The 19,895-nt window shown below is 60.9% G+C and carries 19 protein-coding genes and 1 pseudogene; 10 read left to right on the plus strand and 10 right to left on the minus strand.

What is annotated here, in order from left to right:
• Nucleotides 1-400: pseudogene (locus KGB21_RS25545) on the minus strand (isoprenylcysteine carboxylmethyltransferase family protein); the annotation flags it as partial.
• A gap of 118 nt (nt 401-518) precedes the next feature.
• Nucleotides 519-1,472 carry a GlxA family transcriptional regulator gene (locus KGB21_RS25550; RefSeq protein ID WP_223507084.1) on the minus strand — a complete coding sequence of 318 codons (954 nt, stop codon included), beginning with the start codon at nt 1,470-1,472 and terminating at the stop codon, nt 519-521.
• A 124-nt stretch (nt 1,473-1,596) separates the two neighbouring features.
• Between KGB21_RS25550 and KGB21_RS25555 the strand changes: the two genes are divergently transcribed.
• Nucleotides 1,597-2,388 (plus strand): SDR family NAD(P)-dependent oxidoreductase, encoded by a 792-nt coding sequence (locus tag KGB21_RS25555; protein ID WP_223507085.1) that lies wholly within the window; start codon nt 1,597-1,599, stop codon nt 2,386-2,388.
• 153 nt (nt 2,389-2,541) lie between these two features.
• Here the strand turns inward: KGB21_RS25555 and KGB21_RS25560 are convergent, their stop codons facing one another.
• Both KGB21_RS25560 and KGB21_RS25565 read right to left on the minus strand, forming a co-directional pair.
• Complete coding sequence (locus tag KGB21_RS25560; protein ID WP_034150667.1) at nt 2,542-2,841, minus strand: DUF2388 domain-containing protein; 300 nt, start codon at nt 2,839-2,841, stop codon at nt 2,542-2,544.
• Between the two features lie 100 nt (nt 2,842-2,941).
• Nucleotides 2,942-3,961: a GlxA family transcriptional regulator gene (locus KGB21_RS25565; protein WP_223507086.1), complete on the minus strand. Its 1,020-nt coding sequence runs from the start codon at nt 3,959-3,961 to the stop codon at nt 2,942-2,944.
• Between the two features lie 289 nt (nt 3,962-4,250).
• Between KGB21_RS25565 and KGB21_RS25570 the strand changes: the two genes are divergently transcribed.
• From KGB21_RS25570 to KGB21_RS25580, 3 genes are all read left to right on the plus strand, one after another.
• A complete protein-coding gene (locus KGB21_RS25570; protein ID WP_223507087.1) occupies nt 4,251-5,189 on the plus strand; it encodes a cyclase family protein in 939 nt (312 codons plus the stop codon).
• A gap of 257 nt (nt 5,190-5,446) precedes the next feature.
• A complete protein-coding gene (locus KGB21_RS25575; RefSeq protein WP_223507088.1) occupies nt 5,447-7,030 on the plus strand; it encodes an aldehyde dehydrogenase (NADP(+)) in 1,584 nt (527 codons plus the stop codon).
• A gap of 72 nt (nt 7,031-7,102) precedes the next feature.
• Nucleotides 7,103-8,032, plus strand: coding sequence for a LysR family transcriptional regulator (locus tag KGB21_RS25580; RefSeq protein ID WP_223507089.1), 930 nt, complete (start codon nt 7,103-7,105; stop codon nt 8,030-8,032).
• Here KGB21_RS25580 and KGB21_RS25585 read toward each other — a convergent pair.
• From KGB21_RS25585 to KGB21_RS25595, 3 genes are all read right to left on the minus strand, one after another.
• Nucleotides 8,025-9,008 (minus strand): cyclase family protein, encoded by a 984-nt coding sequence (locus tag KGB21_RS25585; RefSeq protein WP_223507090.1) that lies wholly within the window; start codon nt 9,006-9,008, stop codon nt 8,025-8,027. The genes KGB21_RS25580 and KGB21_RS25585 overlap by 8 nt on opposite strands.
• A 131-nt stretch (nt 9,009-9,139) precedes the next feature.
• The gene (locus KGB21_RS25590) at nt 9,140-9,454 is read right to left on the minus strand and encodes an NIPSNAP family protein (protein ID WP_223507091.1); all 315 of its coding nucleotides are present in this window, start codon (nt 9,452-9,454) and stop codon (nt 9,140-9,142) included.
• 12 nt (nt 9,455-9,466) lie between these two features.
• A complete protein-coding gene (locus tag KGB21_RS25595) occupies nt 9,467-10,633 on the minus strand; it encodes an iron-containing alcohol dehydrogenase (protein ID WP_223507092.1) in 1,167 nt (388 codons plus the stop codon).
• Nucleotides 10,634-10,788: 155 nt separating this feature from the next.
• On the opposite strand from KGB21_RS25595, the gene KGB21_RS25600 reads away from it, so the two are divergent.
• From KGB21_RS25600 to KGB21_RS25615, 4 genes are all read left to right on the plus strand, one after another.
• Nucleotides 10,789-11,577 (plus strand): SDR family oxidoreductase, encoded by a 789-nt coding sequence (locus KGB21_RS25600; protein ID WP_223507093.1) that lies wholly within the window; start codon nt 10,789-10,791, stop codon nt 11,575-11,577.
• 254 nt (nt 11,578-11,831) lie between these two features.
• A complete protein-coding gene (locus KGB21_RS25605) occupies nt 11,832-13,145 on the plus strand; it encodes an MFS transporter (RefSeq protein ID WP_223507094.1) in 1,314 nt (437 codons plus the stop codon).
• Nucleotide 13,146: 1 nt separating this feature from the next.
• Entirely contained in the window at nt 13,147-14,259 is a 1,113-nt protein-coding gene (locus KGB21_RS25610) for an NAD(P)/FAD-dependent oxidoreductase (protein WP_223507095.1), read from the plus strand.
• Nucleotides 14,260-14,442: 183 nt separating this feature from the next.
• Nucleotides 14,443-15,036, plus strand: a complete 594-nt coding sequence (locus tag KGB21_RS25615) for a DinB family protein (protein ID WP_034150668.1) — start codon at nt 14,443-14,445, stop codon at nt 15,034-15,036.
• On the opposite strand, the gene KGB21_RS25620 is transcribed toward KGB21_RS25615, so the two are convergent.
• The 3 genes from KGB21_RS25620 to KGB21_RS25630 all read right to left on the minus strand — a co-directional run bounded on the left by KGB21_RS25620 (nt 14,957) and on the right by KGB21_RS25630 (nt 17,827).
• Nucleotides 14,957-15,877 carry a LysR substrate-binding domain-containing protein gene (locus tag KGB21_RS25620; protein ID WP_223507096.1) on the minus strand — a complete coding sequence of 307 codons (921 nt, stop codon included), beginning with the start codon at nt 15,875-15,877 and terminating at the stop codon, nt 14,957-14,959. The two genes, KGB21_RS25615 and KGB21_RS25620, sit on opposite strands and share 80 nt — an antisense overlap.
• 194 nt (nt 15,878-16,071) lie before the next feature.
• The gene (locus KGB21_RS25625; RefSeq protein ID WP_223507097.1) at nt 16,072-16,413 is read right to left on the minus strand and encodes a DUF6124 family protein; all 342 of its coding nucleotides are present in this window, start codon (nt 16,411-16,413) and stop codon (nt 16,072-16,074) included.
• Between the two features lie 514 nt (nt 16,414-16,927).
• Complete coding sequence (locus tag KGB21_RS25630) at nt 16,928-17,827, minus strand: LysR substrate-binding domain-containing protein (protein WP_223507098.1); 900 nt, start codon at nt 17,825-17,827, stop codon at nt 16,928-16,930.
• A 219-nt stretch (nt 17,828-18,046) separates the two neighbouring features.
• Here KGB21_RS25630 and KGB21_RS25635 point away from each other — a divergent pair, with 219 nt between their 5' ends.
• The gene (locus KGB21_RS25635) at nt 18,047-19,099 is read left to right on the plus strand and encodes an aldo/keto reductase (RefSeq protein WP_223507099.1); all 1,053 of its coding nucleotides are present in this window, start codon (nt 18,047-18,049) and stop codon (nt 19,097-19,099) included.
• Nucleotides 19,096-19,893, plus strand: coding sequence for an SDR family NAD(P)-dependent oxidoreductase (locus KGB21_RS25640; protein ID WP_223507100.1), 798 nt, complete (start codon nt 19,096-19,098; stop codon nt 19,891-19,893). Before KGB21_RS25635 ends, KGB21_RS25640 begins: the two co-directional genes overlap by 4 nt.
• Nucleotides 19,894-19,895: the final 2 nt, after the last annotated feature.

The following is a 19,895-nucleotide window of genomic DNA, read 5'->3' on the forward strand; positions in this document are numbered from 1 at the left end:
CCACCAGCCCGCTGAAGCGTTTGCCAAGCACGAACACCGGCCACAGTCGCAACGCGCCGCCGATGATGAACAACACAGCGCCGAGCCAGCGTATGCCCTCGCCACCAAAGGTCCAGAAGTCGATCCGGTCGGTGTAGGCCGGCAAAAATCCGCTCAACAGTCCGATCACCCCGAACGCTGGCAGCACCCAGCGATTGGCCCGGTCCTCACGTTCTCCAGAACTCAGATTGACCTCGGTGAACAGCGAAGCGAAGGCCATGACCAGCGTTGCCAGTGCCACGACGACCAAGGCTGCATGGGAGAAAAAAGCCGCAAAACCGCCCAACCCCCATATCGCCAGCCACAGGTAGGCGAGGGTGGAAACAATGGCGAAAAACGCCAGTTTGCCGGAGATTTTCATGAGGCAATCCTAATGCTATTGATACCCCCTTTCATTGTAGGAGCCGGCTTGCTGGCGATCCAGGCGCCACGGTGTAACTGATTCGCCGCGCCGATTGGGATCGCCAGCAAGCCGGCTCCTACAGTGGCTGCGTGACCTCGGATCTTGCATTCCGCCGAATCACCTGCGGCGGTTGCCCGAACGCTCGAAGAAAAGCTTCGCGCATGCGGCGAGGATCACTGAATCCGGTTTCCTGGGCGATCTGGTCGAGGGTCAAACGTCCGCGTTCGAGCATCTGCCGTGCCGCCTCCAGGCGCAGGTTTTCGATGGCTTTGGCGGGCGATTGACCGGTTTCGGCACGAAATGCGCGGCTGAACTGACGGGGGCTGAGGCTTGCCACGTCTGCCAATTGTTCCACCGATAACGTCTCGGCGAGGTGTTCCCGGGCATAGCCAAGCACGGTTTGAATACGGTCGGATTTCGGCTCCAGTTCCAGCAGCGCCGAGTGTTGTGACTGGCCGCCGGCACGGCGGTGGTACATCACCAGTTTCTGCGCGACAGAACGCGCGAGTTCGGCGCCGTGGTCCTTTTCGACCATGGCCAGCGCCAGGTCGATACCAGCGGTCATGCCGGCGGAGGTCCAGATCGAACCGTCGATCACGTAAATGCGGTCGGCTTCCACTTTTATCGACGGAAAGCGCTCTTGCAGCTGTCGCGCATAGGCCCAGTGGGTGGTCGCCCGCCGACCCTCGAGCAATCCGGCCTGGGCCATGACAAAGGCTCCGGAGCAAATCGACGCCGTGCGCCGCGCGGTTTGGGCGCTGGCGCGCAAATAATCGAGTACGCCTTGCGGCGCCTGTTCGAGGATGGCGTCGCCGCCAACCACGATCACCGTGTCGAACACTCGTTCATCGAACGCTTCAGTGCCGACACTCAGGCCACCCGAAGCGCGCAAGGTGCGGCCGTCTTCGGAAATGACGCGCACGTCATACAGCGCTTCGCCAGCGCTGAAGTTGGCGTACTCGAACACCGGCATGGCCGCCAGCGCCATGGACTGGAAACCCTCGAACACCACAAACGCCACGGAAATCATGCCAAGCCCTCAGAACGGTAATGTCCTAAAAACGTACATTAAACGTCATTTGAGACGCAGGCGAGTCAATTTATAACTGCTCACACCCGGCGACTGATTCGCCTCATCGTGAAGGAAATTGAACATGGCTCTCTCCTCCAAAGGTACAGCGTTGATCACCGGTGCTTCGTCGGGCATCGGCGCGGTGTATGCCGATCGTCTCGCCCGGCAGGGCTACGACCTGATTCTGGTCGCTCGCAGCCAGGCAAAACTCAACACGTTGGCCAATCGCCTGAGCGACCAGACTGGCCGTGCTGTGGAAGTGGTCGCTGCGGATTTGCAAGACAAGGCCGACTTGCTGCGGGTCGAACAGATTTTGCGTACCGACGCGAGCATCACCCTGTTGGTCAACAACGCCGGGGTCGGCGCGGTCATGCCGTTACTCGGCAGCCCCGTGGATGACATGGAAGACATGATCACCCTCAACATCACCGCACTGACACGCCTGGCTTACGCAGTAGCGCCGGGCTTCGTCGCGCGGGGAGCCGGGACCGTGATCAACATTTCCTCAATCGTCGCCATCGCCCCGGAAATCCTCAACGGTGTATACGGCGGGACCAAGGCGTTTGTCCTTGGCCTGAGCCAATCGATGCATCATGAACTGGCGGACAAGGGCGTTCGCATCCAGGCCGTGTTGCCGGGCGCGACTGCCACTGATTTCTGGAGCGAAGCCGGCAATCCGGTGGAGAACCTGCCGCAGGAGATCGTGATGTCGGCAGAAGACATGGTCGATGCAGCCCTGGTGGGGCTTGAGATAGGGGAAGTGGTGACCATTCCTGGATTGCACGAGGGTGAGCAATGGGATCGCTATGAAGCGCAGCGACAGGTGCTGTCCGGGTTGTTTGGCAGCTCCACGGCAGCGGCGCGCTACCGTTAAATAAAAGATCGCAGCCTCGTTTCACTCGACAGCTCCTACAAAGGCATTAACCCTGTAGGAGCTGTCTCGCGAAGCGAGGCTGCGATCTTTTGATCTCCCAGCCAATTCGCTCAAGGCACCTATTGGTTGCTGTTATTCACCTGCCGAAGCGCCTTACTGAACAAGGATCGCGCGAGCCAGTTCTTCGTCGCTGGCGCTGTTGAGGTCTGGATGTTCCTGACGGATCCGTTGCAGAACCTGTTCCAGATAAACCCCGCGAATTGCGCCATCACTGGCTACGAAGCTGGAGGCGTCATCCCGGGCGGGAATCATCAATTTGTCATCCTTGAACGTCGAGTACAGCGAGGCGGAAACCCCTGCCGAGGTGGCGACATCTTTCGCGTCCACATCGGCCATCGCGGAGCCCACGGGTAAGCACAGCAAAAGGGAAGAAATGATAATCAGACGGCGCATGACGGTGTCCTCTGAAGACGTTAAGCAAAAAGGAAGTACCTCACCTTTAGGATGCACGACGGTCGTCAGGAGTTCCCGTGTCGATGCTTTGGCCGGTTATTCAGCGCGAAAACCGGTTGCGATAATCTCTTGGCGAAACCCCCAGGTTGCGTTGAAACGTCAGGCGCATGCGCTCTTCGTCACCGAAGCCACACAATCGTGAAATTTGATCGATATTGCGCCCGGAGTCTTCCAGCAAACGCCGGGCCGCCTCCACGCGCAGCACTTCCACGGCCTTGGCCGGGGTGCGGCCGGTCTTGAGTTTGTAGACCCGGGCAAAGTTGCGCGGGCTCATTTGCACCTGTTGGGCAAGCGTCTCCACCGTGAGGTTGGCGCCGTCCAGGTTCTGCGTGATCCACAGGTGCAGGTCGTCGAACGCCGCGCCTTCATCCGTCTGCGATTGCAGCAATTGGCTGTACTGGGCCTGGCCTCCGGGGCGCTTGAGGAACACCACCATTTCCCGCGCCGTCAGCAAGGCCAGTTCGCGCCCGGCGTCTTCTTCAACCAACGCCAGCGCCAGGTCGATGCCGGCGCTGACCCCCGCCGAGGTCCAGACCGAGTCCTGTTTGATGAAGATGGCATCGTTATCTACTTCAATCGTCGGGTAGCGTTCCTTGAGCAAGCCGCACATCGCCCAATGGGTGGCGGCGCGGCGGCCATCGAGCAACCCGGCCTGGGCCAGCAGGAATGTGCCGCTGCACACCGAAGCGGTACGCCGGACCTTGGTCGAGGCTTCTTTTAGCCAGGCGACCAATTCGACTGAATTGTGTATCGCCAGAACAATGGCCGGTGCGCCGGGGACAATCAGCGTATCGATCGTTTGGTTGGCGAAGTCGCTTAACGGAACGGTATCGACGGCCAGCCCCTCGGCCGTTTGAATCAGCCCACCGGACAGGCTGGCCGTGAGTAGTTTGTACCCCGGCAGATTGCTGCTGGTCAGGTAACGGGAGGCCGCCCAAAACACCGTCTGCGCGCCGGTCAGATCCAAAAGACCCATTTCGGGGTAGGCGAGGAATACGATCAAACGCGGTGTTTCGGATGATTCAACAGGGACGTCAGCGGGGTAGGCGATAGGGTTCATAGGCTTCTGTTTTAGCGAGTTGGAATAATAGTAATTCGCAAACGGTATAAACGTTATCGCAGCTGGTCGGCTGTCTGGATTTCAGGGTTTTATGGCACTTGCCCGAGAAAACTTCAACCCACCGACCCCCTGTAGTAGCAGCCTGCGGCAGCTCCTACAGGGGCTCATGTGAATTTAACTTAAAGTCACTCGTGAAAATCCAGAACAATTGTATTGCCGATACCTGCCTGTTTCCGCACAAAAGGCCTGCGTACCTTGGGTTCACTGAAACCAGACAAGGACCCCCCTCATGCTCAATCGATTGGCCCTGCCATTTGCCCTGCTGCTCACCTTCAATGCCGCGCACGCCGCCGATGGCGAAAAATGGTACCCGTCCAAATACGGTGCCAACGATGAAATCGGAGCGCTGAACCTGCTCAATGCCGACTCGGTACTGAACGCCGCCAAGCTGATCAAGACCGGAAAAACCTACCCGTTGGCCGTGCCCATCGACAAAAATCTGCCGGCGTTCCGTCACCGCAGTTTTCATCTGACCAACGTTCAGCCCGGTGAAGCGGGTGGCACCACCATGGGACCGAACAAGTTCACCTTCAACGATGAACTGGTGGTGGGCTGGACCGGTGTCGGCACGCAGCTCAACGGCATCGGCCACATCGGCATCGACAACGTCTATTACAACGGCAACCGCGCGGCGGACTTCGTGACGGTGGAAGGCGTGCAAAAACTCGGCATCGAAAAAGCCCCGCCGATGGTCACCCGTGGCGTGGTGCTGGACATGACGGCGGTGTACGGCAGCGCCATCGTGCCGGAGAAAACCGAGTTCACTGTCGCCGACATCCAGAAGGCGCTGGACCTGCAAGGCATCAGCATCGAGAAGGGTGACGTGGTGCTGTTCAACACCGGTTGGCTGGAGCTGCTCGGCAAGGACAACGAGAAATTCCTCGCCGTGGAGCCGGGCATCGGCATGGCGGCGGCCAAATGGCTGGCGGAGAAACAGATCGTCGCGTTCGGCGGTGATACCTGGGCCTCGGAAATCTACCCCGGCACTGACGGTCAGGAGTTCCCGGTCAACCAGTTCATGCTGGCCAAGAACGGCATCTACAACCTTGAGCTGATCGACAGTCGTGCACTGGTGCGGGACAAGGCCTGGACCTTCATGTTTGTGCTCGGGCAGCCGCTGTACAAGGGCTCGACCCAAGTCAACATCAACCCCGTGGCGATTCGCTGACAGGCGCTGTCGACATGTTGTCATCGATCAACTGTGGGAGCGAGCCTGCTCGCGATGAAGTGTCAATCGACTTCGATGTGGCTGATTCACATCGCGAGCAGGCTCGCACCCACAAGGGGATGACGAATGCTCATCCCCTGGCCCGTTGTTGTCATTTGTTTGCCCATGACCCCGGCCCCTAGAGTGAAACGTGCGTTTTTGGCGCATCCCTTTCATTCGAGTGATCGCTTGCCGAACGCAGGCGAGGGAGATTTTTGATGTCCGATATTTTGGGCCAGCAGTTCATCGACGGTCAGCGCAGTGCCTTGGGCCGCAAGACCCTGCAAAGCCTCGACGCCAGCACCGGTCAGGTGCTGCCGTACGTTTTCCATCAGGCCACCGAGCAGGAAGTCGAACTGGCGGTCGCGGCGGCAACCCGCGCGTTTGCGCCGTTTCGGCAACTGTCGCCGCAGCGCCGTGCGGAATTCCTCGACGCCATCGCCGAGGAAATCGATGGCCTGGGGGAGGATTTCGTCGCGCTGGTTTGCCGGGAAACCGCGTTGCCCGAGGGGCGGATTCGCGGTGAGCGCGGTCGCACCAGTGGGCAGTTACGTTTGTTTGCCCAAGTGCTACGCCGTGGTGATTTTCTCGGTGCGCGGATCGACCCGGCACAACCCGCGCGCACACCGTTGCCCCGGGCGGATATTCGTCAGTACCGCATCGGCGTCGGTCCGGTCGCGGTGTTCGGGGCGAGCAATTTCCCCTTGGCTTTTTCCACCGCCGGCGGCGACACCGCTTCTGCCCTCGCCGCCGGTTGCCCGGTGGTGTTCAAGGCTCACAGCGGGCACATGGCGACGGCCGATCGGGTGGCGGCCGCTATCGTTCGCGCTGCGCAGCGCACGGCGATGCCGACGGGCGTGTTCAACATGATCTACGGCGCGGGCGTGGGGCAGGCACTGGTCAAGGCCGATGGCATCAAGGCCGTGGGGTTCACCGGCTCGCTCAAGGGCGGTCGGGCGCTGGCCGATCTGGCCGCCGCGCGGGCGCAGCCGATCCCGGTGTTCGCCGAGATGTCGAGCATCAACCCGGTGATTTTGCTGCCCGAAGCCTTGAGCAGGCGTGGGCAAAAAATCGCCGAGGAACTGACGGCTTCGGTCAACCTCGGCTGCGGCCAGTTCTGCACCAGCCCTGGTTTGATCATCGGCCTGCGTTCGCCGCAGTTCAGCGAATTCCTGCAAGCATTCGCGCAGAGCATGGGCAGCCAACCGCCCCAGACCATGCTCAACGCCGGCGCACTCAGCAGTTATCGCACAGGCCTTCAGCACATTGCGGCACACGAAAGGGTCGATCATCTGGCCGGCCAGCCCCAAGGGGATTCCAAGGCACAACCGCAGTTGTTCAGGGCCGATGTGCAGCTGTTGCTCGACGGTGATCCGCTGTTGCAGGAAGAGATCTTCGGCCCGGCGACGGTGGTGGTCGAGGCAGCCGATCAGCAACAGTTGCGCGCGGTGCTCGACAGCTTGCACGGGCAACTGACCGCCACCCTGATGGCCGAACCGGCGGATCTGGATCGCTTCAGCGACCTGCTGCCGCTGCTGGAGGACAAGGTCGGACGGTTGCTCCTCAACGGCTATCCCACCGGCGTCGAAGTCAGCGATGCGATGGTGCACGGCGGGCCGTATCCGGCCACGTCGGATGCGCGCGGCACCTCGGTCGGCAGCCTGGCCATTGATCGCTTCCTGCGTCCGGTTTGCTACCAGAACTATCCTGATGAGTACCTGCCGCCAGCACTGCAAAACAGTAACCCGCTGGGCCTCAATCGACTGGTCGACGGCCAGTGGAGCAGGGCGCCCCTGAGCTGACCTTCCGCCCACGTCGGCGGATGTCGGCGTGGGCCTTGATGGATTTGTACATTGAATCGAGCACGCACAGACATGGTTCCTTCCCTTGGCAGCATCGCTTCACGCTTGCGCCTCAAACAACTGCGCTTGTTGATCGCCCTGGATGACCGCGGCTCGCTGCACAAGGCCGCCGAGCAGATTTCGATTTCCCAATCCGGCGCCACCAAGGCGCTGCATGAGGTCGAGTCGTTGCTCGGCATGCCGCTGTTCGAGCGTCAGCCCAAAGGCCTGGTGGCCAACGAAATGGGGCGTTGCATGATTCGTTATGCGCGGCTGATCTACAGCGACGTGGAGCACCTGCGCGAAGAAATGCTCAGCATCATGCGCGGCCAGGGCGGGCGGTTGTCGGTGGGGGTGATCATGGGCGCGGTGCCGTTGCTGACCCGGGCGCTGACCGAGCTACGACTCAAGCAACCGGAGCTGTCGGTGGAATTGGTGGAAAACACCAGCGCTACGTTGCTGGGACTGCTGGATCAAGGGCGACTGGACCTAGCGATCTGTCGAACCAGCGTCGGCCAGCGTTCGGACGCCTATGACTGCATCGAATTGAGCGAAGAGCCCTTGGCCGTGGTCGCCAGCAAGGCTCATCCGCTGGCCAGCGCCGAGTCGTTGCAGCTGTCGCAATTGAGCGATTACCGCTGGGTGGTTTATCCCAAGGACATGCCGATGCGTCAGGCGCTGGAGCGGGAACTGAACGAGGCGGGGCTGGAGATCCCACGTTATCCGCTGGAAACCTCGTCGACCTTCGCCACCATTTTGTTGGTGCAACAGGACCCGACATTGCTGGCGGTGATCCCGGTGGAAGTGGCCGAGTTCTGTGAAAAATTCGACCTGTTGGTGAAGCTGCCGGTGTCCTTGCGTGCGCTGATCGAACCTTACGGCGTGATCAGCCGGGCCGGCGCCGATTTGTCTCCGGCAGCGACCCTGCTGATCAACGAGCTACAGCGGGATCTGGTTACTTGATCACGATCGGGTTCACCGGTGCGCCAGTGCCGCCGACGATCTTCAGTGGTGCGGCGGTGTAGAGGAATTGCCACTGACCGTCTTCAACGCAGTCATTGGCCAGGTCATCGAGCATGGCCACTTCGGTGAAGGTCACGCCGAGGTTGCGCATCAAGGCGTTGTGCAGCGGGATCAACACGCCCGACGCCGGGTCGACAGCCACTTCGTTGGCCATGGTGTCGGTCACCAGATTGGGGATTTCCATTTGGTGAAACCACTCCACCAGTTCACGGCTGAAGGTCAGGCCCGGTTCGGCGAAATCCTTGTAGAACTCTTCCGGTTCGCGCTCATAGAACGAGCCGATCCAGCCGGTGCGGATGATCAGGATGTCGCGTTTCTGGATCTCGATTCCCTGGGCCTTGGCGGCGGCCAGCAGGTCAAGGTGATTGAAGGTTTCGCCCTTATCCAGCACCGCTTTGCCGCGATGGCGGGCCATGTCGATCAGCACTGCGCGCCCGACGATCCCGCGCTCGGCAATCGGCAGGATGCTGGCCTTGTCCATGCTGCCGATGGTGCTCATGGCGTCGTAGCCGTTCCACAGTTTGTTGTCGTGCCAGACATGACCGAGGGCGTCGTACTGGGTCGAGCCCTGCAAGTGCATGAAGATCACGTCGTCGGCGTACTCCACGTGGCCGTCGAAGTGGGTCTTGCCCGCGAGAAAATGGCCCTTGTCCAGCACGTTGACTCGCATCGACGGACGTCGGCCGGGCCACAGCGGTTCACCTTTGGGATGTCCGATCTGCACTTGCAGGGTGAAGGTCTTGCCTTGGCGCACCGAGGCGATACCACGCAGGATCTCGGCGCTTTGCAAGTAATTCAATGCGCCGACCTCATCGTCCGGCCCCCATTTGCCCCAGTTGGTGGGCAGGCCTTCGAGCAGGGCCTTGATGCCGGGAGTTCGGTCGGCGGCGGTGTTATTGGTGTTGTGGTCGCACATGAAGCTTTCCTCGGAATTAAACCGAACCCTGTAGGAGCTGCCGCAGGCTGCGATCTTTTGATCTTGTTTTTAAAAAATCAAAGTCAAAAGATCGTAGCCTGCGGCAGCTCCTACAGGGGGTTGTGGTTGGCTTACTTGATAGGTGAAAACACGGCTGGCATCAGCAGTTTCGATTCCATTTTTTCCAGCATCGGGAACGCGATCGGCACGAAGCCTTCGAGCCAGTCGGGGTCCTGGTACAGCGCGGCGCGTTTCTTGATTCGGTCATCCAGGCTCTCGTAAGCCCAGATGTGAATCACCTGATTGAGCTCGCCGATCTCGGTGTACCACCAGCCCACCAGCGTGGTGTAGCGGGAGATCACCGGCAGGCCGTTTTCCTCGAAATGCTTGAGGTAGGTCTGCATCGTGCCGATCTTCAGGGTGTAGGTCCGCATCTCGTAAAACATGGTGTTTGTCTCTCAGGAATGAATGCCATGGAAGGCGTTGCTGATGATTCGCTCGACGTCGGCGGCGCTGGTCAGGCGCGGGTTGACCAGCACGTTGCCGCTGCGCATCGAGTCGCTGACCATTTGCGGCATGTAGTCCAGGTCCACGCCCAGGTCCTTGATGTTGTCGGGAATGCCGATGGCCTTGTTCAGCGCCATCACGTGCTCCACCACTTTGTGCCCGGCACGGGCAGGGCTCAGGCCGGCGACGTCTTCACCCATGGCGAGGGCGATCTCGCGGAACAGCTCCGGGCAGGCCGGCAAGTTGTATTCGATGACATAGGGCAGCAGCGTGGCGTTGGCGATACCGTGCGGGATGTTGAAGACGCCGCCGAAGGTGTGGGAAATCGCATGCACATTGCCCAGTTTCGATTGGGCGAACGCGACCCCGGCCAGGAACGAACCGAGCAACATTTGCTCGCGGGCGTGCAGGTCGGAACCGCTGAAAAACGCTTTCGGCAGGTGCGTGCAAATCATCTTGATTGCTTGCAGGGCCAAGGCCTGGCTGATCGGGTTAGCCTGCTTCGACACGTAGGATTCGATGGCGTGTGTCAACGCGTCCATGCCGGTGGCGGCGGTAATTGACGGTGGCAACTTGAGGGTCAGTTCGGCGTCGAGGATCGCCAGTTTGGGGAACAGCGCGGGGCTGATGATTACCGTTTTGAACAGGGTCTTGGTGTTGGTGAACACCGTAGACGCCGTGCATTCACTGCCGGTGCCCGAGGTGGTCGGGATGGCAAAGACCGGCAGCGGCGGGTGCAGCAGTTTGTCGTAACCCTCATAGTCGAGGATATTGCCGGGGTTGGTGGCCATGGCCGCGACACCTTTGGCGGTGTCGATGCTGCTGCCGCCACCGACACCGATCACCGAGTCGCACTCGTGGTTTTTCAGGAAGGCTACGGCGCGTTCCAGCACATCCGTGGTGGGGTTCGGTTCGACGCCGGCAAACACTTCGTAGCCAATGTCACTCTCGGCCAGAGAGGCGAAAAAACTTTCCATCACCCCCGACTTCATCAAGCCTTCGTCGGTGACCACCAACAGTTTTTTGCGGACATGGGGTTTGAGCAATGCACCGGCCTGACGCACCAGGCCGTTACCGCTCTTCACGGTCGTGGGGAAATAAAACTGGAACGGGTTCATGTGTGCCTCCGGTTTCTTATTGGTCCCGCAACAGTAATGAGCGTCGTCGCCTGTCGATAATGAAAAGGTCTGATACAGCGATCACCCTTTGTCATCCCCCGGGTGACGGGGGCGCGGTGGTAACGTGAGCGCTTTGAACAGTCAGGAGCATCGTCATGGATTTGGGAATTTCGGGACGCTGGGCCATCGTCTGCGCCGCCAGCAAGGGCTTGGGCCTGGCGTGTGCACGGGCCTTGGCGAAGGAGGGGGTGAACCTGGTGATCAACGCCCGGGGCGACGAGACATTGCAGGCTGCCGCCGCAGAACTGCGCGGTTTGGCGCCAAGCATCGAAGTGCGCACGGTGGCTGGGGACATCAGCGAACCGAGTGTTCGTGAGCAGGTACTGGCGGCGTGTCCGCAGGTGGACATTCTGGTCAATAACGCCGGTGGGCCGCCGCCCGGTGACTTCCGCGACTGGCAGCGCGAAGACTGGCTCAAGGCGCTGGACGCCAACATGCTCACGCCTATCGAGCTGATCAAGGCCTGTGTCGATGGTATGGCCGAACGCGGTTTCGGGCGCATCGTCAACATCACTTCCGGCGCGGTGAAGGCGCCGATTGATGTGTTGGGTTTGTCCAATGGTGCCCGCAGCGGCTTGACCGGATTTATAGCCGGCCTCGCACGTCAGGCGCGTTTGGCCGGCAACAACGTCACGCTCAACAACCTGCTGCCGGGGCCGTTCGAGACTGAACGCTTGCACAAAACCCTGAATGTTGCTGCCGAGGCCAACGGCACCAGCGTCGAAAGCATCGCCGAACAGCGGCGTAAAAACGTTCCCGCCCAGCGCTTCGGCCAGCCTGATGAATTCGGCGCGTATTGCGCGTTCATTTGCGGCGCTCAATCCGGTTTCCTTACCGGGCAGAACCTGTTGCTGGATGGCGGCAGCTATCCGGGAACCTTCTGATTGACCCAGTTGTGGCAAGCGAGCGTGCTCGCGCTTGAGTGCGCAGCAGTCACAGAATCTCAGTGGCTATGAGATTTTGGGGCCGCTGCGCAGCCCAGCGCGAGCACGCTCGCTCGCCACAGGCTTTGCATTGGCAGGGGGATGACGGTTGGTGATCCCCCAATCAGATCCCATCATTATTCAGCACTCGGAGGCGTGATTAGAGTGGGGCCGCTTGCCACGGTGTGTTTCCACAACAATAAGAGTGCCCCCACATGAACAATCCGAGTGCCGAAAGCCTGGCGTTGCCAGCCGCGTCCGCGACGATGCGTGCCACCAACGTCCGTTGGCGAATTTTCCTCATCATGTTGCTGTTGACCGCGATCAACTACATCGACCGCGCCTCGCTGTCGGTGGCGTTGCCACTGATCTCCAGCGAATTCCAGATCCCGCCGGCCCTTGAAGGTCTGATGCTCAGCGCGTTTTTCTGGTCCTACGCCTTGATGCAGATTCCCGGCGGCATGCTGCTGGATCGCTTCCACACCCGCCGCGTCATCGTCGTCGCGACCGTGGCCTGGGGCGCATTCCAGGCGCTGGCCGCCGGGGCGCATAACTGGATCACTCTATTGATCACCCGCATGGGCCTCGGCGTTGCGGAGTCACCGATCATGCCCGCCGGCGCAAAACTCAACGGCGCATGGCTGACGCCTAATGAACGCGGACGCGGTGCCGTGCTGGTCGATGGCGGTGCGCCGCTGGGCAGTGCCTTCGGCGCGATCATCATTGCCGGCCTGATCGGCTGGTTCGACTCCTGGCGCATCGCCTTCGTGATTGCCGGCGTCGGCACCATGCTCGCCGGTGTGCTGGCCTGGAAATACATCCGCAACCACCCCAGCGAACACCCTAGCGTCAACGCCGCCGAGCTTAAGCACATCACCGAGGGCAACGCCACGGTCAGCCAACCCGGCGCGGTGACTAGCATCCCGTTCAAAGAACTACTCAAGGACCGATCGGTGCTGGCGATGTTCGCCGGTTACTGCTGCATCCTCAGCGTGTTCTACGGTCTGCTGACCTGGATGCCGAGCTACCTGCACCAGACCCACGGCCTGAACATTTCGGGCATGGGCGGCGCGACCTTCCTGATCTTCATGTGCGGTTTCATCGGTGAACTGGTCGGCGGTTATCTGGGGGACAAATGGAAGTCCAGCGGTGCCTCGCCGAACCTGGTAATGCGCAGCATGTTCTGCGGTTCGGCACTGGTCGCGGCGCTGTGCATGCTGGCTACCGCTTATACCGCCGAGGCGAGCAAGGCAATCGGTCTGCTGTGCGTGGCGATGTTTTTCATTCGCTGGTGCGGCATGTACTGGTGCATTCCGTCGATCCTCGGCGGCACTTCGAAAACTGGCGTACTGGCCGGCACCATGAACTTCTGCGGCAACATGGCCGGGGTGATCGTGCCGATCCTGATCGGTCTGATCGTGCAGTTCACCGGCTCATATTTCCTGGTGCTGATCTTCTTCGTGGTCATGGCGATGCTGCTGGCGATATTCTCCAGCCTGATCGATTACCGGGAACGAGGGCTGGTTTGAGATGAGTGCAGGGCAAGTCGATATCCAGTGCGTAGTGGTCGGGGCCGGTGTGGTTGGGTTGGCGGTGGCCAGGGCCTTGGCCATGAGCGGACGTGAAGTGATCCTGGTCGAGGCCGGCGAAGGGATTGGCGTGGGCATCAGCTCGCGCAATTCCGAGGTGATCCACGCCGGCATCTATTACCCGAGCGGCAGCCTCAAGGCGCAGTTGTGCGTGGAGGGCAAGCAACGCCTCTACGCCTTCTGCGACGAGCGCGGCGTCAACTATCAGCGCCTCGGCAAGTTGATCGTCGCCACCGACGATGCGCAGCGTGTGGCCTTGCAGAGTCTGCTGGAGCAGGGCTGGCGCAATGGCGTGGACGACCTGCAATGGCTGGACGCCAATCAGGCGCAGGAACTGGAACCGGAGTTGTCCTGCGTCGCGGCGCTGTGGTCACCGTCCACCGGCATAGTCGATTCCCATGGCTTGATGCTGGCACTGCAGGCCGATGCCGAAGCGTGGGGCGCGTCGCTGGCGTTTCATACGCCGCTGTTATCGGCGCGCTGCACTGAACAGGGTTTCGAGTTGCACATGGGCGGCGCCGAGCCCATCACCTTGAGCTGCCGGGAATTGATCAATTGCGCCGGTTTGTCTGCGCCCGAAGTGGCGAGCCGTATCGCCGGTCTGCCTGCGCAACACGTTCCGACGGCGCGATTGTGCAAGGGCAGTTACTTCAGCTACAGCGGCCGGGCGCCGTTCCGGCATCTGGTCTATCCGGCGCCGGAAAGCGCCGGGCTGGGCGTGCACATGACCCTCGACCTCGGCGGCCAGACGCGCTTCGGGCCGGACGTGGAGTGGGTCGACGCGGTAGATTACCAAGTCGATCCGCGCCGGGCAGAGAGCTTTTATGAGGCGATCCGGCGTTACTGGCCGGGCTTGCCGAATGCCAGCCTGCAACCGGCCTACAGCGGCATTCGCCCGAAAATCACCAATCCGAGCGAACCCGCCGCCGACTTCCGCATCAGCGGGCCCGCCGAACATGGTGTGCCGGGATTGGTGAATCTGTTCGGCATCGAATCCCCGGGCCTGACCGGTTGCCTGGCACTGGCCGAGCACGTTACGCGGCAGCTGGCATAACCCCTGCAGGAACGAGCCTGCTCGCGATGATCGTCAACGATGACGCTGGATCCCTGACATTCCGCGTAGTCGTCGGGTCCACCACGAGCAGATGGGTTTGATGACCGATAATCAGCGTCCGCGCGGCTTTGCGCGGATAGCGCTATCCTTGGGAGATGCGCTCATCGCCATCGGAGAAGTCTGATGATCAACGTACGCACTGCCCGAATGCTTGCCGACTACAAACAATGGGCCAACCAGCGCCTCTTCGACAATCTGGCGCAACTTCCAACGGCCGAGGTATACAAGGAACGCGCCGGGATTTTCAAGAACATGATCGGCACGCTTAACCACATGTATGTGGTGGACTGCCTCTGGCAGGCTCACCTCGAAGGCCGAGGGCACAGCTTCAAAACCTCCCATGATTTGGTCCATCCGGAACTGCCGGCACTGCGCCAGGCGCAACAGAACGTTGATCACTGGTACTGCGACTGGAGCGCACGGCAGACCGATGCCTCGCTGGACAAGCCCGTGCGGTTCACGTTTATCTCCGGTGAAAGCGGCACCATGAGTGCCGGCGCGATGCTGATGCACGTGGTCAACCACGCCAGCTATCACCGTGGCTGGGTGATCCAGATGTACTTCGAAATCCCGGCCATGCCACCGATGACGGACTTGCCGATCTACCTGCGCGAAACCGATCCGGGTTTCAACTCGCTCAATGCCCCGGCAGTGGAGCCGACATGTGCTCCGCAATTTTCGAGCGCAACCAACGTTCTGCCGGATCGTTATCGTTGACGCCGTTCCAGACCATCGACAGTTCGGACAGCACGATGTCGAACGGCGGGTCGTCGGCGCGCAACTGGCTGCTGCCTTCGATCAACGCGCACGCCGCGTAATCCGGTACCGAAGCCAGCATGTCAGTACCCGCGAGCAAGGCGCGCAATCCCGCAAACTGCGGCACTGCCAGAACCACTCGACGGGAACGGCCGATGCGCGCCAGGTCGTTGTCGATGGCGCCGCTCAAATCCCCGGAAAATGACACCAGGGCGTGGGGTCGATCGCAAAACTCATCCAGGGTCAGCGGCCCGGGGCGATCATCGCCGCGCAGGACCTTGACGCTCAGGTCGCGCAGCTTCTTGCGCTTGGCATTGGCCGGCAAATCCGTGGTGTAACTGATCCCGACGGAAATCTCCCCACTGGCCAGCATCGACGACATCAGCAAGTAGTTGACCCGCCGCACCACCACCACAACGTTCTGCGCCTCTTCACGGATCTGCTTGAGCAGGGGAGGAAACAGGCCGAACTCGGCGTCGTCGGACAGGCCGATGCGAAACACATCGCGGCTGGTGGACGGGTCGAAATCCTTGGCCCGGCTGACCGCCCCGGAAATCGTGTCCATCGCCGGTTGCAACTCCTTGAGAATCACCAGCGCCCGCGGGGTCGGCTCCAGCACACGGCCATTGCGCACCAGCAGCGGGTCATCGAACAAATCGCGCAATCGGGCGAGTGCCGCACTGACGGCGGGCTGGCCGAGGAACAGCTTTTCCCCCGCGCGCGTGAGGTTTTTTTCGAACATCAGGGTTTCGAAAATCACCAACAGATTCATGTCCACGCGGCGCAGGTCGTTGCGGTTCATGGTGGGGTGCTCGCTGGGGTTCGGGGTGTTTCAAGTAAAGCACCAAACCCCGTGGCGAGGGAGCAAGCTCCCGCTCGGCTGCGCAGCAGTCGCAAACTCTGTGTTTGCGGTGTGCCTGAATGACTGCGGTGGCAGGGTTTAGGGCCGCTTCGCGACCCAGCGGGAGCAAGCTCCCTCGCCACAGGGGGTTGTGTTTATGCAGGTGGGTCGATTCGATCCAGCGCCCGGTTCACTGCCAGTTCGCCGAGCATGATGACTTGGGCGATGCCCAGCAGGGTGTTGCGGCTTGATCCCTCTGTGCGATCCGCCAGATCCAGCGTCATGACATGGGCGGAGGCCAGTGATTCGCACGCGTCGCCCAGCAGGGTTTCGATGTTGATTTGCGGGTCGATGATGTACATCGTGCAGAGTGTGCGCGGGGTGGCTCGGATGTCAGCGGCGGAGGGAATGCGGTCGGTGGGTTCTTTTTCTGAATAGAGGTTTTCGTTAGGGGCGGTTGGATCGGTGTTTGGTGGATTAGGCGTTGGTTTGCACATAGATAGAACTCCTCTCATCGTAATAAAGGAGCCATCACCGTTCGCTACCAAACGAAGGTGGCGGCCATGCACAGGTTGGTAGACCGGGATGCGAGGAGACCGGCGCGCCCGAGGGCGCCCTGTGCATGACCACCATAAAAATAGCGACGAAGAATCATCGCAAATGATGTTGTGCACTTCGCAAGCCGGGCTACCAAACCCGATCGCTGTTTTTCAGCGACCGGCCAACGATAGAACCCGGCCCCAAGGCGCACAAGCCGGCGGATTCTGGCGTACGCGTAGGCAACGACGCAAGGTGTTGTAGCTTTCATCAAGTAACGCTGACAGCCGTTAAACAACCTCGAACGGCTGCGCTAAACCCTGTGGCGAGGGAGCTTGTCGGATCGCCGCACCGTCCCGCTCGGCTGCGCAGCAGTCGTAAACCCCGCATGCGCGGTTTGCCGAAATGACTGCGGTGGCAGGTTTTGGGGCCGCTGCGCGACCCAGCGGGAGCAAGCTCCCACGCCACAGGGGGTTAGTGAGCCGAATCTGGTTCGGTCAGCACTTTCCTGAACGTCTCCACCAACGGCCGCAGATTGATTCGGTGCCACGCCGCCCACAGCGGTCGGGTGAGGGAGATCCATGGCACTTCCCGCAGCACCACGCCCGGGGGGGCGTTGCGGCTCAGGCCTTTCTGAATCATGGCGATGCCCAGTCCCGAGGCCACCAGCGCCAATGCGGTGAAGGGACCGGTGGCTTCCATGCGGATGTCCGGGGTGAAACCGGCGCGGATGCAGGCGCTGACGAAGTCTTCGCGGCGGGTGACGTTGTGGTGGTGTTGCACGCCGATCCACTCCTGATCGGCGAGGTCTTCCGGGGTCAACAGGGTCTTCTGTGCCAGCGGATGGTCGTCGGGCATTGCCAGCAGCATTGGGTCGTTCAGTACTTGGAAACCCAGCAGGTCGGGGTCATCGTCCGTCGGCGGTTCACTGACCAGGGCGATATCCAGACTACGCTGACGCAGGCCTTCCAATTGTTCGGCGGAACTGAGGTTGTACAGCGCGACGTGCACGTTCGGCCTGTCGCTGCGCAGCACGCGCAAGGCATTGGGCAGGACGCCGGCGTGCATCGCGTTCTCGATGTAGCCAATGCACAAACCGCCTTCTTCACCGCGACCGAGACGTTTGCCGAGGGATTCCAGGCGATTGGCGTGGGTCAGCAGGGCGCGGGTTTCAGCGAGGAAGGTCTGGCCGTCGCGGGTGAGGCGAATGCGTTGCTGGCTGCGTTCGAACAGGGTCAAGCCCAGGCGTTCTTCGAGCTGGGCAATCTGCCGGCTCAGGGGTGACTGGGAAATGTGCAGGCGTTCGGCAGCGCGACCGACGTGTTCTTCTTCGGCGACGGCGACGAAGTAGCGCAATTGGCGGATGTCGATCATGTCAGACCTCTAGGGACTCAAGTGCTGCGCATTATGTCTTGGACGGTCCGAAGATCGCAATCTAGGATCTGCCCATCGGTAAGACAAATCACCGTTCCCTGTAGGAGCCGGCTTGCTGGCGATAGCGATTCACCAGGCAACGCTGTAGCGACTGCTACAACGCTATCGCCAGCAAGCCGGCTCCTACAGGGTTAACCAGGCATTCGAGAGGAATTAATTATGAGCTTGAAAGACAAACTGCCCGGCGCGCTGGGTTTCGGCACTGCACCGCTGGGCAATATGTTCCGCGCCATTCCTGAAGAAGAGGCGCAAGCCACCGTCCATGCGGCCTGGGATGCCGGCGTGCGTTACTTCGATACGGCGCCGTTTTACGGTTCGGGTCTGTCGGAAATTCGCCTCGGCGCTGCGCTGTCCCGCTACAACCGTGATGATTATGTGCTCAGCAGCAAGGTCGGCCGGGTGATCCTCGACGAAGTCGAAGACGCCGCCGCCCGCGATCTGGGCGAGAAGAGCGGGGTGTTCGAACACGGTCGTCCGAACAAGATCGTCAACGACTACAGCGCCGACGCGACCCTGCGTTCGATTGAAGACAGCCTCAAGCGTCTGAATACCGATCGCCTGGACATCGTCTGGGTCCATGACATCGCCCAGGATTTCTATGGCGATCAATGGCTGGAGTATTTCAATCAGGCACGTACCGGCGCCTTCAAAGTGCTGACGCGCTTGCGTGAAGAGGGCGTGATCAAGGGCTGGGGCCTGGGCGTGAACAAGGTTGAGCCGTGCGAATTGACCCTTGATCTGAGCGAAGCGCAACCGGACGGTTTTCTGCTGGCGGGTCGCTACACTCTTCTCGACCATGACCGCGCCTTGCAGCGCTTGATGGACGCGGCCCTGGCACAGAACGTCGAGATCGTGGTCGGCGGCCCTTACAGTTCGGGCATCCTGGCCGGTGGCGCGCACTTCGAATACCAGAAGGCCAGCCCGGCGATCATCGACAAAGTTGAGCAGATCAAACGCATCGCGGCTGCCCATGGCGTTGATATCAAAGCCGCTGCGTTGCAATTCTCATTGGCCAATCCGGCGGTGGCGGCAGTCATTCCAGGTGCCAGCCGACCAGAGCGGATTGCCGAAGATGTTGCCGCGTTGTCGGCGGTGATTCCTGCAGCGTTTTGGCAGGCGATGCGCGAGGCTCATTTGGTTTCCGAACGGGCTCCGTTGCCAGGGCAAAAGATCGCAGCTTCCGGCAGCTCCTACAGGGGTGATGTGAAATGAAGATTGATTTGAGTGGAAAACTGGCAATTGTCAGCGGCAGCACCGCCGGCATTGGTCTGGGTATCAGCAAGGCACTGGCCGAGTCTGGCGCCACGGTGGTGGTGATCGGCCGCGAAACGGCCAAGGTCGAGCAAGCGCTGGCGACCATCCGCGAGCAGGTGCCCGGCGCGCAATTGCGCGGGCTGACGGCCGACCTCGGTACCGCTGAAGGTGCCGAAATATTGTTCGCCGCCGAACCGCGAGCCGACATTCTGGTGAACAACCTTGGGATCTACAACGCGGTGGATTTCTTTGACACGCCCGATAGCGAGTGGACGCGCTTTTATGAGGTCAACGTGATCTCCGGCGTGCGCCTGTCCCGGCATTACGTGCCGGACATGGTCAAGCAGGGCTGGGGCCGGGTGATCTTCCTGTCCTCGGAATCCGGCATCGCGATCCCGGCGGACATGCTCAACTATGGCGTGACCAAAAGCGCCAACCTGGCGGTTTCCCACGGACTGGCCAAACGGCTGGCGGGCACCGGAGTAACGGTCAATGCGATCCTGCCCGGTCCGACCTTGACCGACGGCGTGGAGCTGATGCTCAAGGATGCCATTGCCAAGTCCGGGCGCAGTCTTCAGGAGGAAGCCGACGCCTTCGTCCGCGAGGCCCGTCCAACTTCGATCATCCAGCGCGTGGCGAATGTCGAGGAAGTCGCGAATCTGGTGGCGTACATCGCCTCGCCGCTATCCTCGGCAACCACGGGCGCAGCTTTGCGAGTCGACGGCGGCGTCGTCGACAGCATGGCGATCTGAAC

The sequence above is a fragment of the Pseudomonas sp. GL-RE-29 genome, assembly GCF_019947275.1.
Lineage (GTDB): Bacteria > Pseudomonadota > Gammaproteobacteria > Pseudomonadales > Pseudomonadaceae > Aquipseudomonas > Aquipseudomonas fluorescens_A.

Coding starts and splice junctions, on each gene's coding strand:
- KGB21_RS25550 (WP_223507084.1), bottom strand. CDS start 1,472: ATGATTTCCGTGGCGTTTGTGGTGTTCGAGGGTTTCCAGTCCATGGCG.
- KGB21_RS25555 (WP_223507085.1), top strand. CDS start 1,597: ATGGCTCTCTCCTCCAAAGGTACAGCGTTGATCACCGGTGCTTCGTCG.
- KGB21_RS25560 (WP_034150667.1), bottom strand. CDS start 2,841: ATGCGCCGTCTGATTATCATTTCTTCCCTTTTGCTGTGCTTACCCGTG.
- KGB21_RS25565 (WP_223507086.1), bottom strand. CDS start 3,961: ATGAACCCTATCGCCTACCCCGCTGACGTCCCTGTTGAATCATCCGAA.
- KGB21_RS25570 (WP_223507087.1), top strand. CDS start 4,251: ATGCTCAATCGATTGGCCCTGCCATTTGCCCTGCTGCTCACCTTCAAT.
- KGB21_RS25575 (WP_223507088.1), top strand. CDS start 5,447: ATGTCCGATATTTTGGGCCAGCAGTTCATCGACGGTCAGCGCAGTGCC.
- KGB21_RS25580 (WP_223507089.1), top strand. CDS start 7,103: ATGGTTCCTTCCCTTGGCAGCATCGCTTCACGCTTGCGCCTCAAACAA.
- KGB21_RS25585 (WP_223507090.1), bottom strand. CDS start 9,008: ATGTGCGACCACAACACCAATAACACCGCCGCCGACCGAACTCCCGGC.
- KGB21_RS25590 (WP_223507091.1), bottom strand. CDS start 9,454: ATGTTTTACGAGATGCGGACCTACACCCTGAAGATCGGCACGATGCAG.
- KGB21_RS25595 (WP_223507092.1), bottom strand. CDS start 10,633: ATGAACCCGTTCCAGTTTTATTTCCCCACGACCGTGAAGAGCGGTAAC.
- KGB21_RS25600 (WP_223507093.1), top strand. CDS start 10,789: ATGGATTTGGGAATTTCGGGACGCTGGGCCATCGTCTGCGCCGCCAGC.
- KGB21_RS25605 (WP_223507094.1), top strand. CDS start 11,832: ATGAACAATCCGAGTGCCGAAAGCCTGGCGTTGCCAGCCGCGTCCGCG.
- KGB21_RS25610 (WP_223507095.1), top strand. CDS start 13,147: ATGAGTGCAGGGCAAGTCGATATCCAGTGCGTAGTGGTCGGGGCCGGT.
- KGB21_RS25615 (WP_034150668.1), top strand. CDS start 14,443: ATGATCAACGTACGCACTGCCCGAATGCTTGCCGACTACAAACAATGG.
- KGB21_RS25620 (WP_223507096.1), bottom strand. CDS start 15,877: ATGAACCGCAACGACCTGCGCCGCGTGGACATGAATCTGTTGGTGATT.
- KGB21_RS25625 (WP_223507097.1), bottom strand. CDS start 16,413: ATGTGCAAACCAACGCCTAATCCACCAAACACCGATCCAACCGCCCCT.
- KGB21_RS25630 (WP_223507098.1), bottom strand. CDS start 17,827: ATGATCGACATCCGCCAATTGCGCTACTTCGTCGCCGTCGCCGAAGAA.
- KGB21_RS25635 (WP_223507099.1), top strand. CDS start 18,047: ATGAGCTTGAAAGACAAACTGCCCGGCGCGCTGGGTTTCGGCACTGCA.
- KGB21_RS25640 (WP_223507100.1), top strand. CDS start 19,096: ATGAAGATTGATTTGAGTGGAAAACTGGCAATTGTCAGCGGCAGCACC.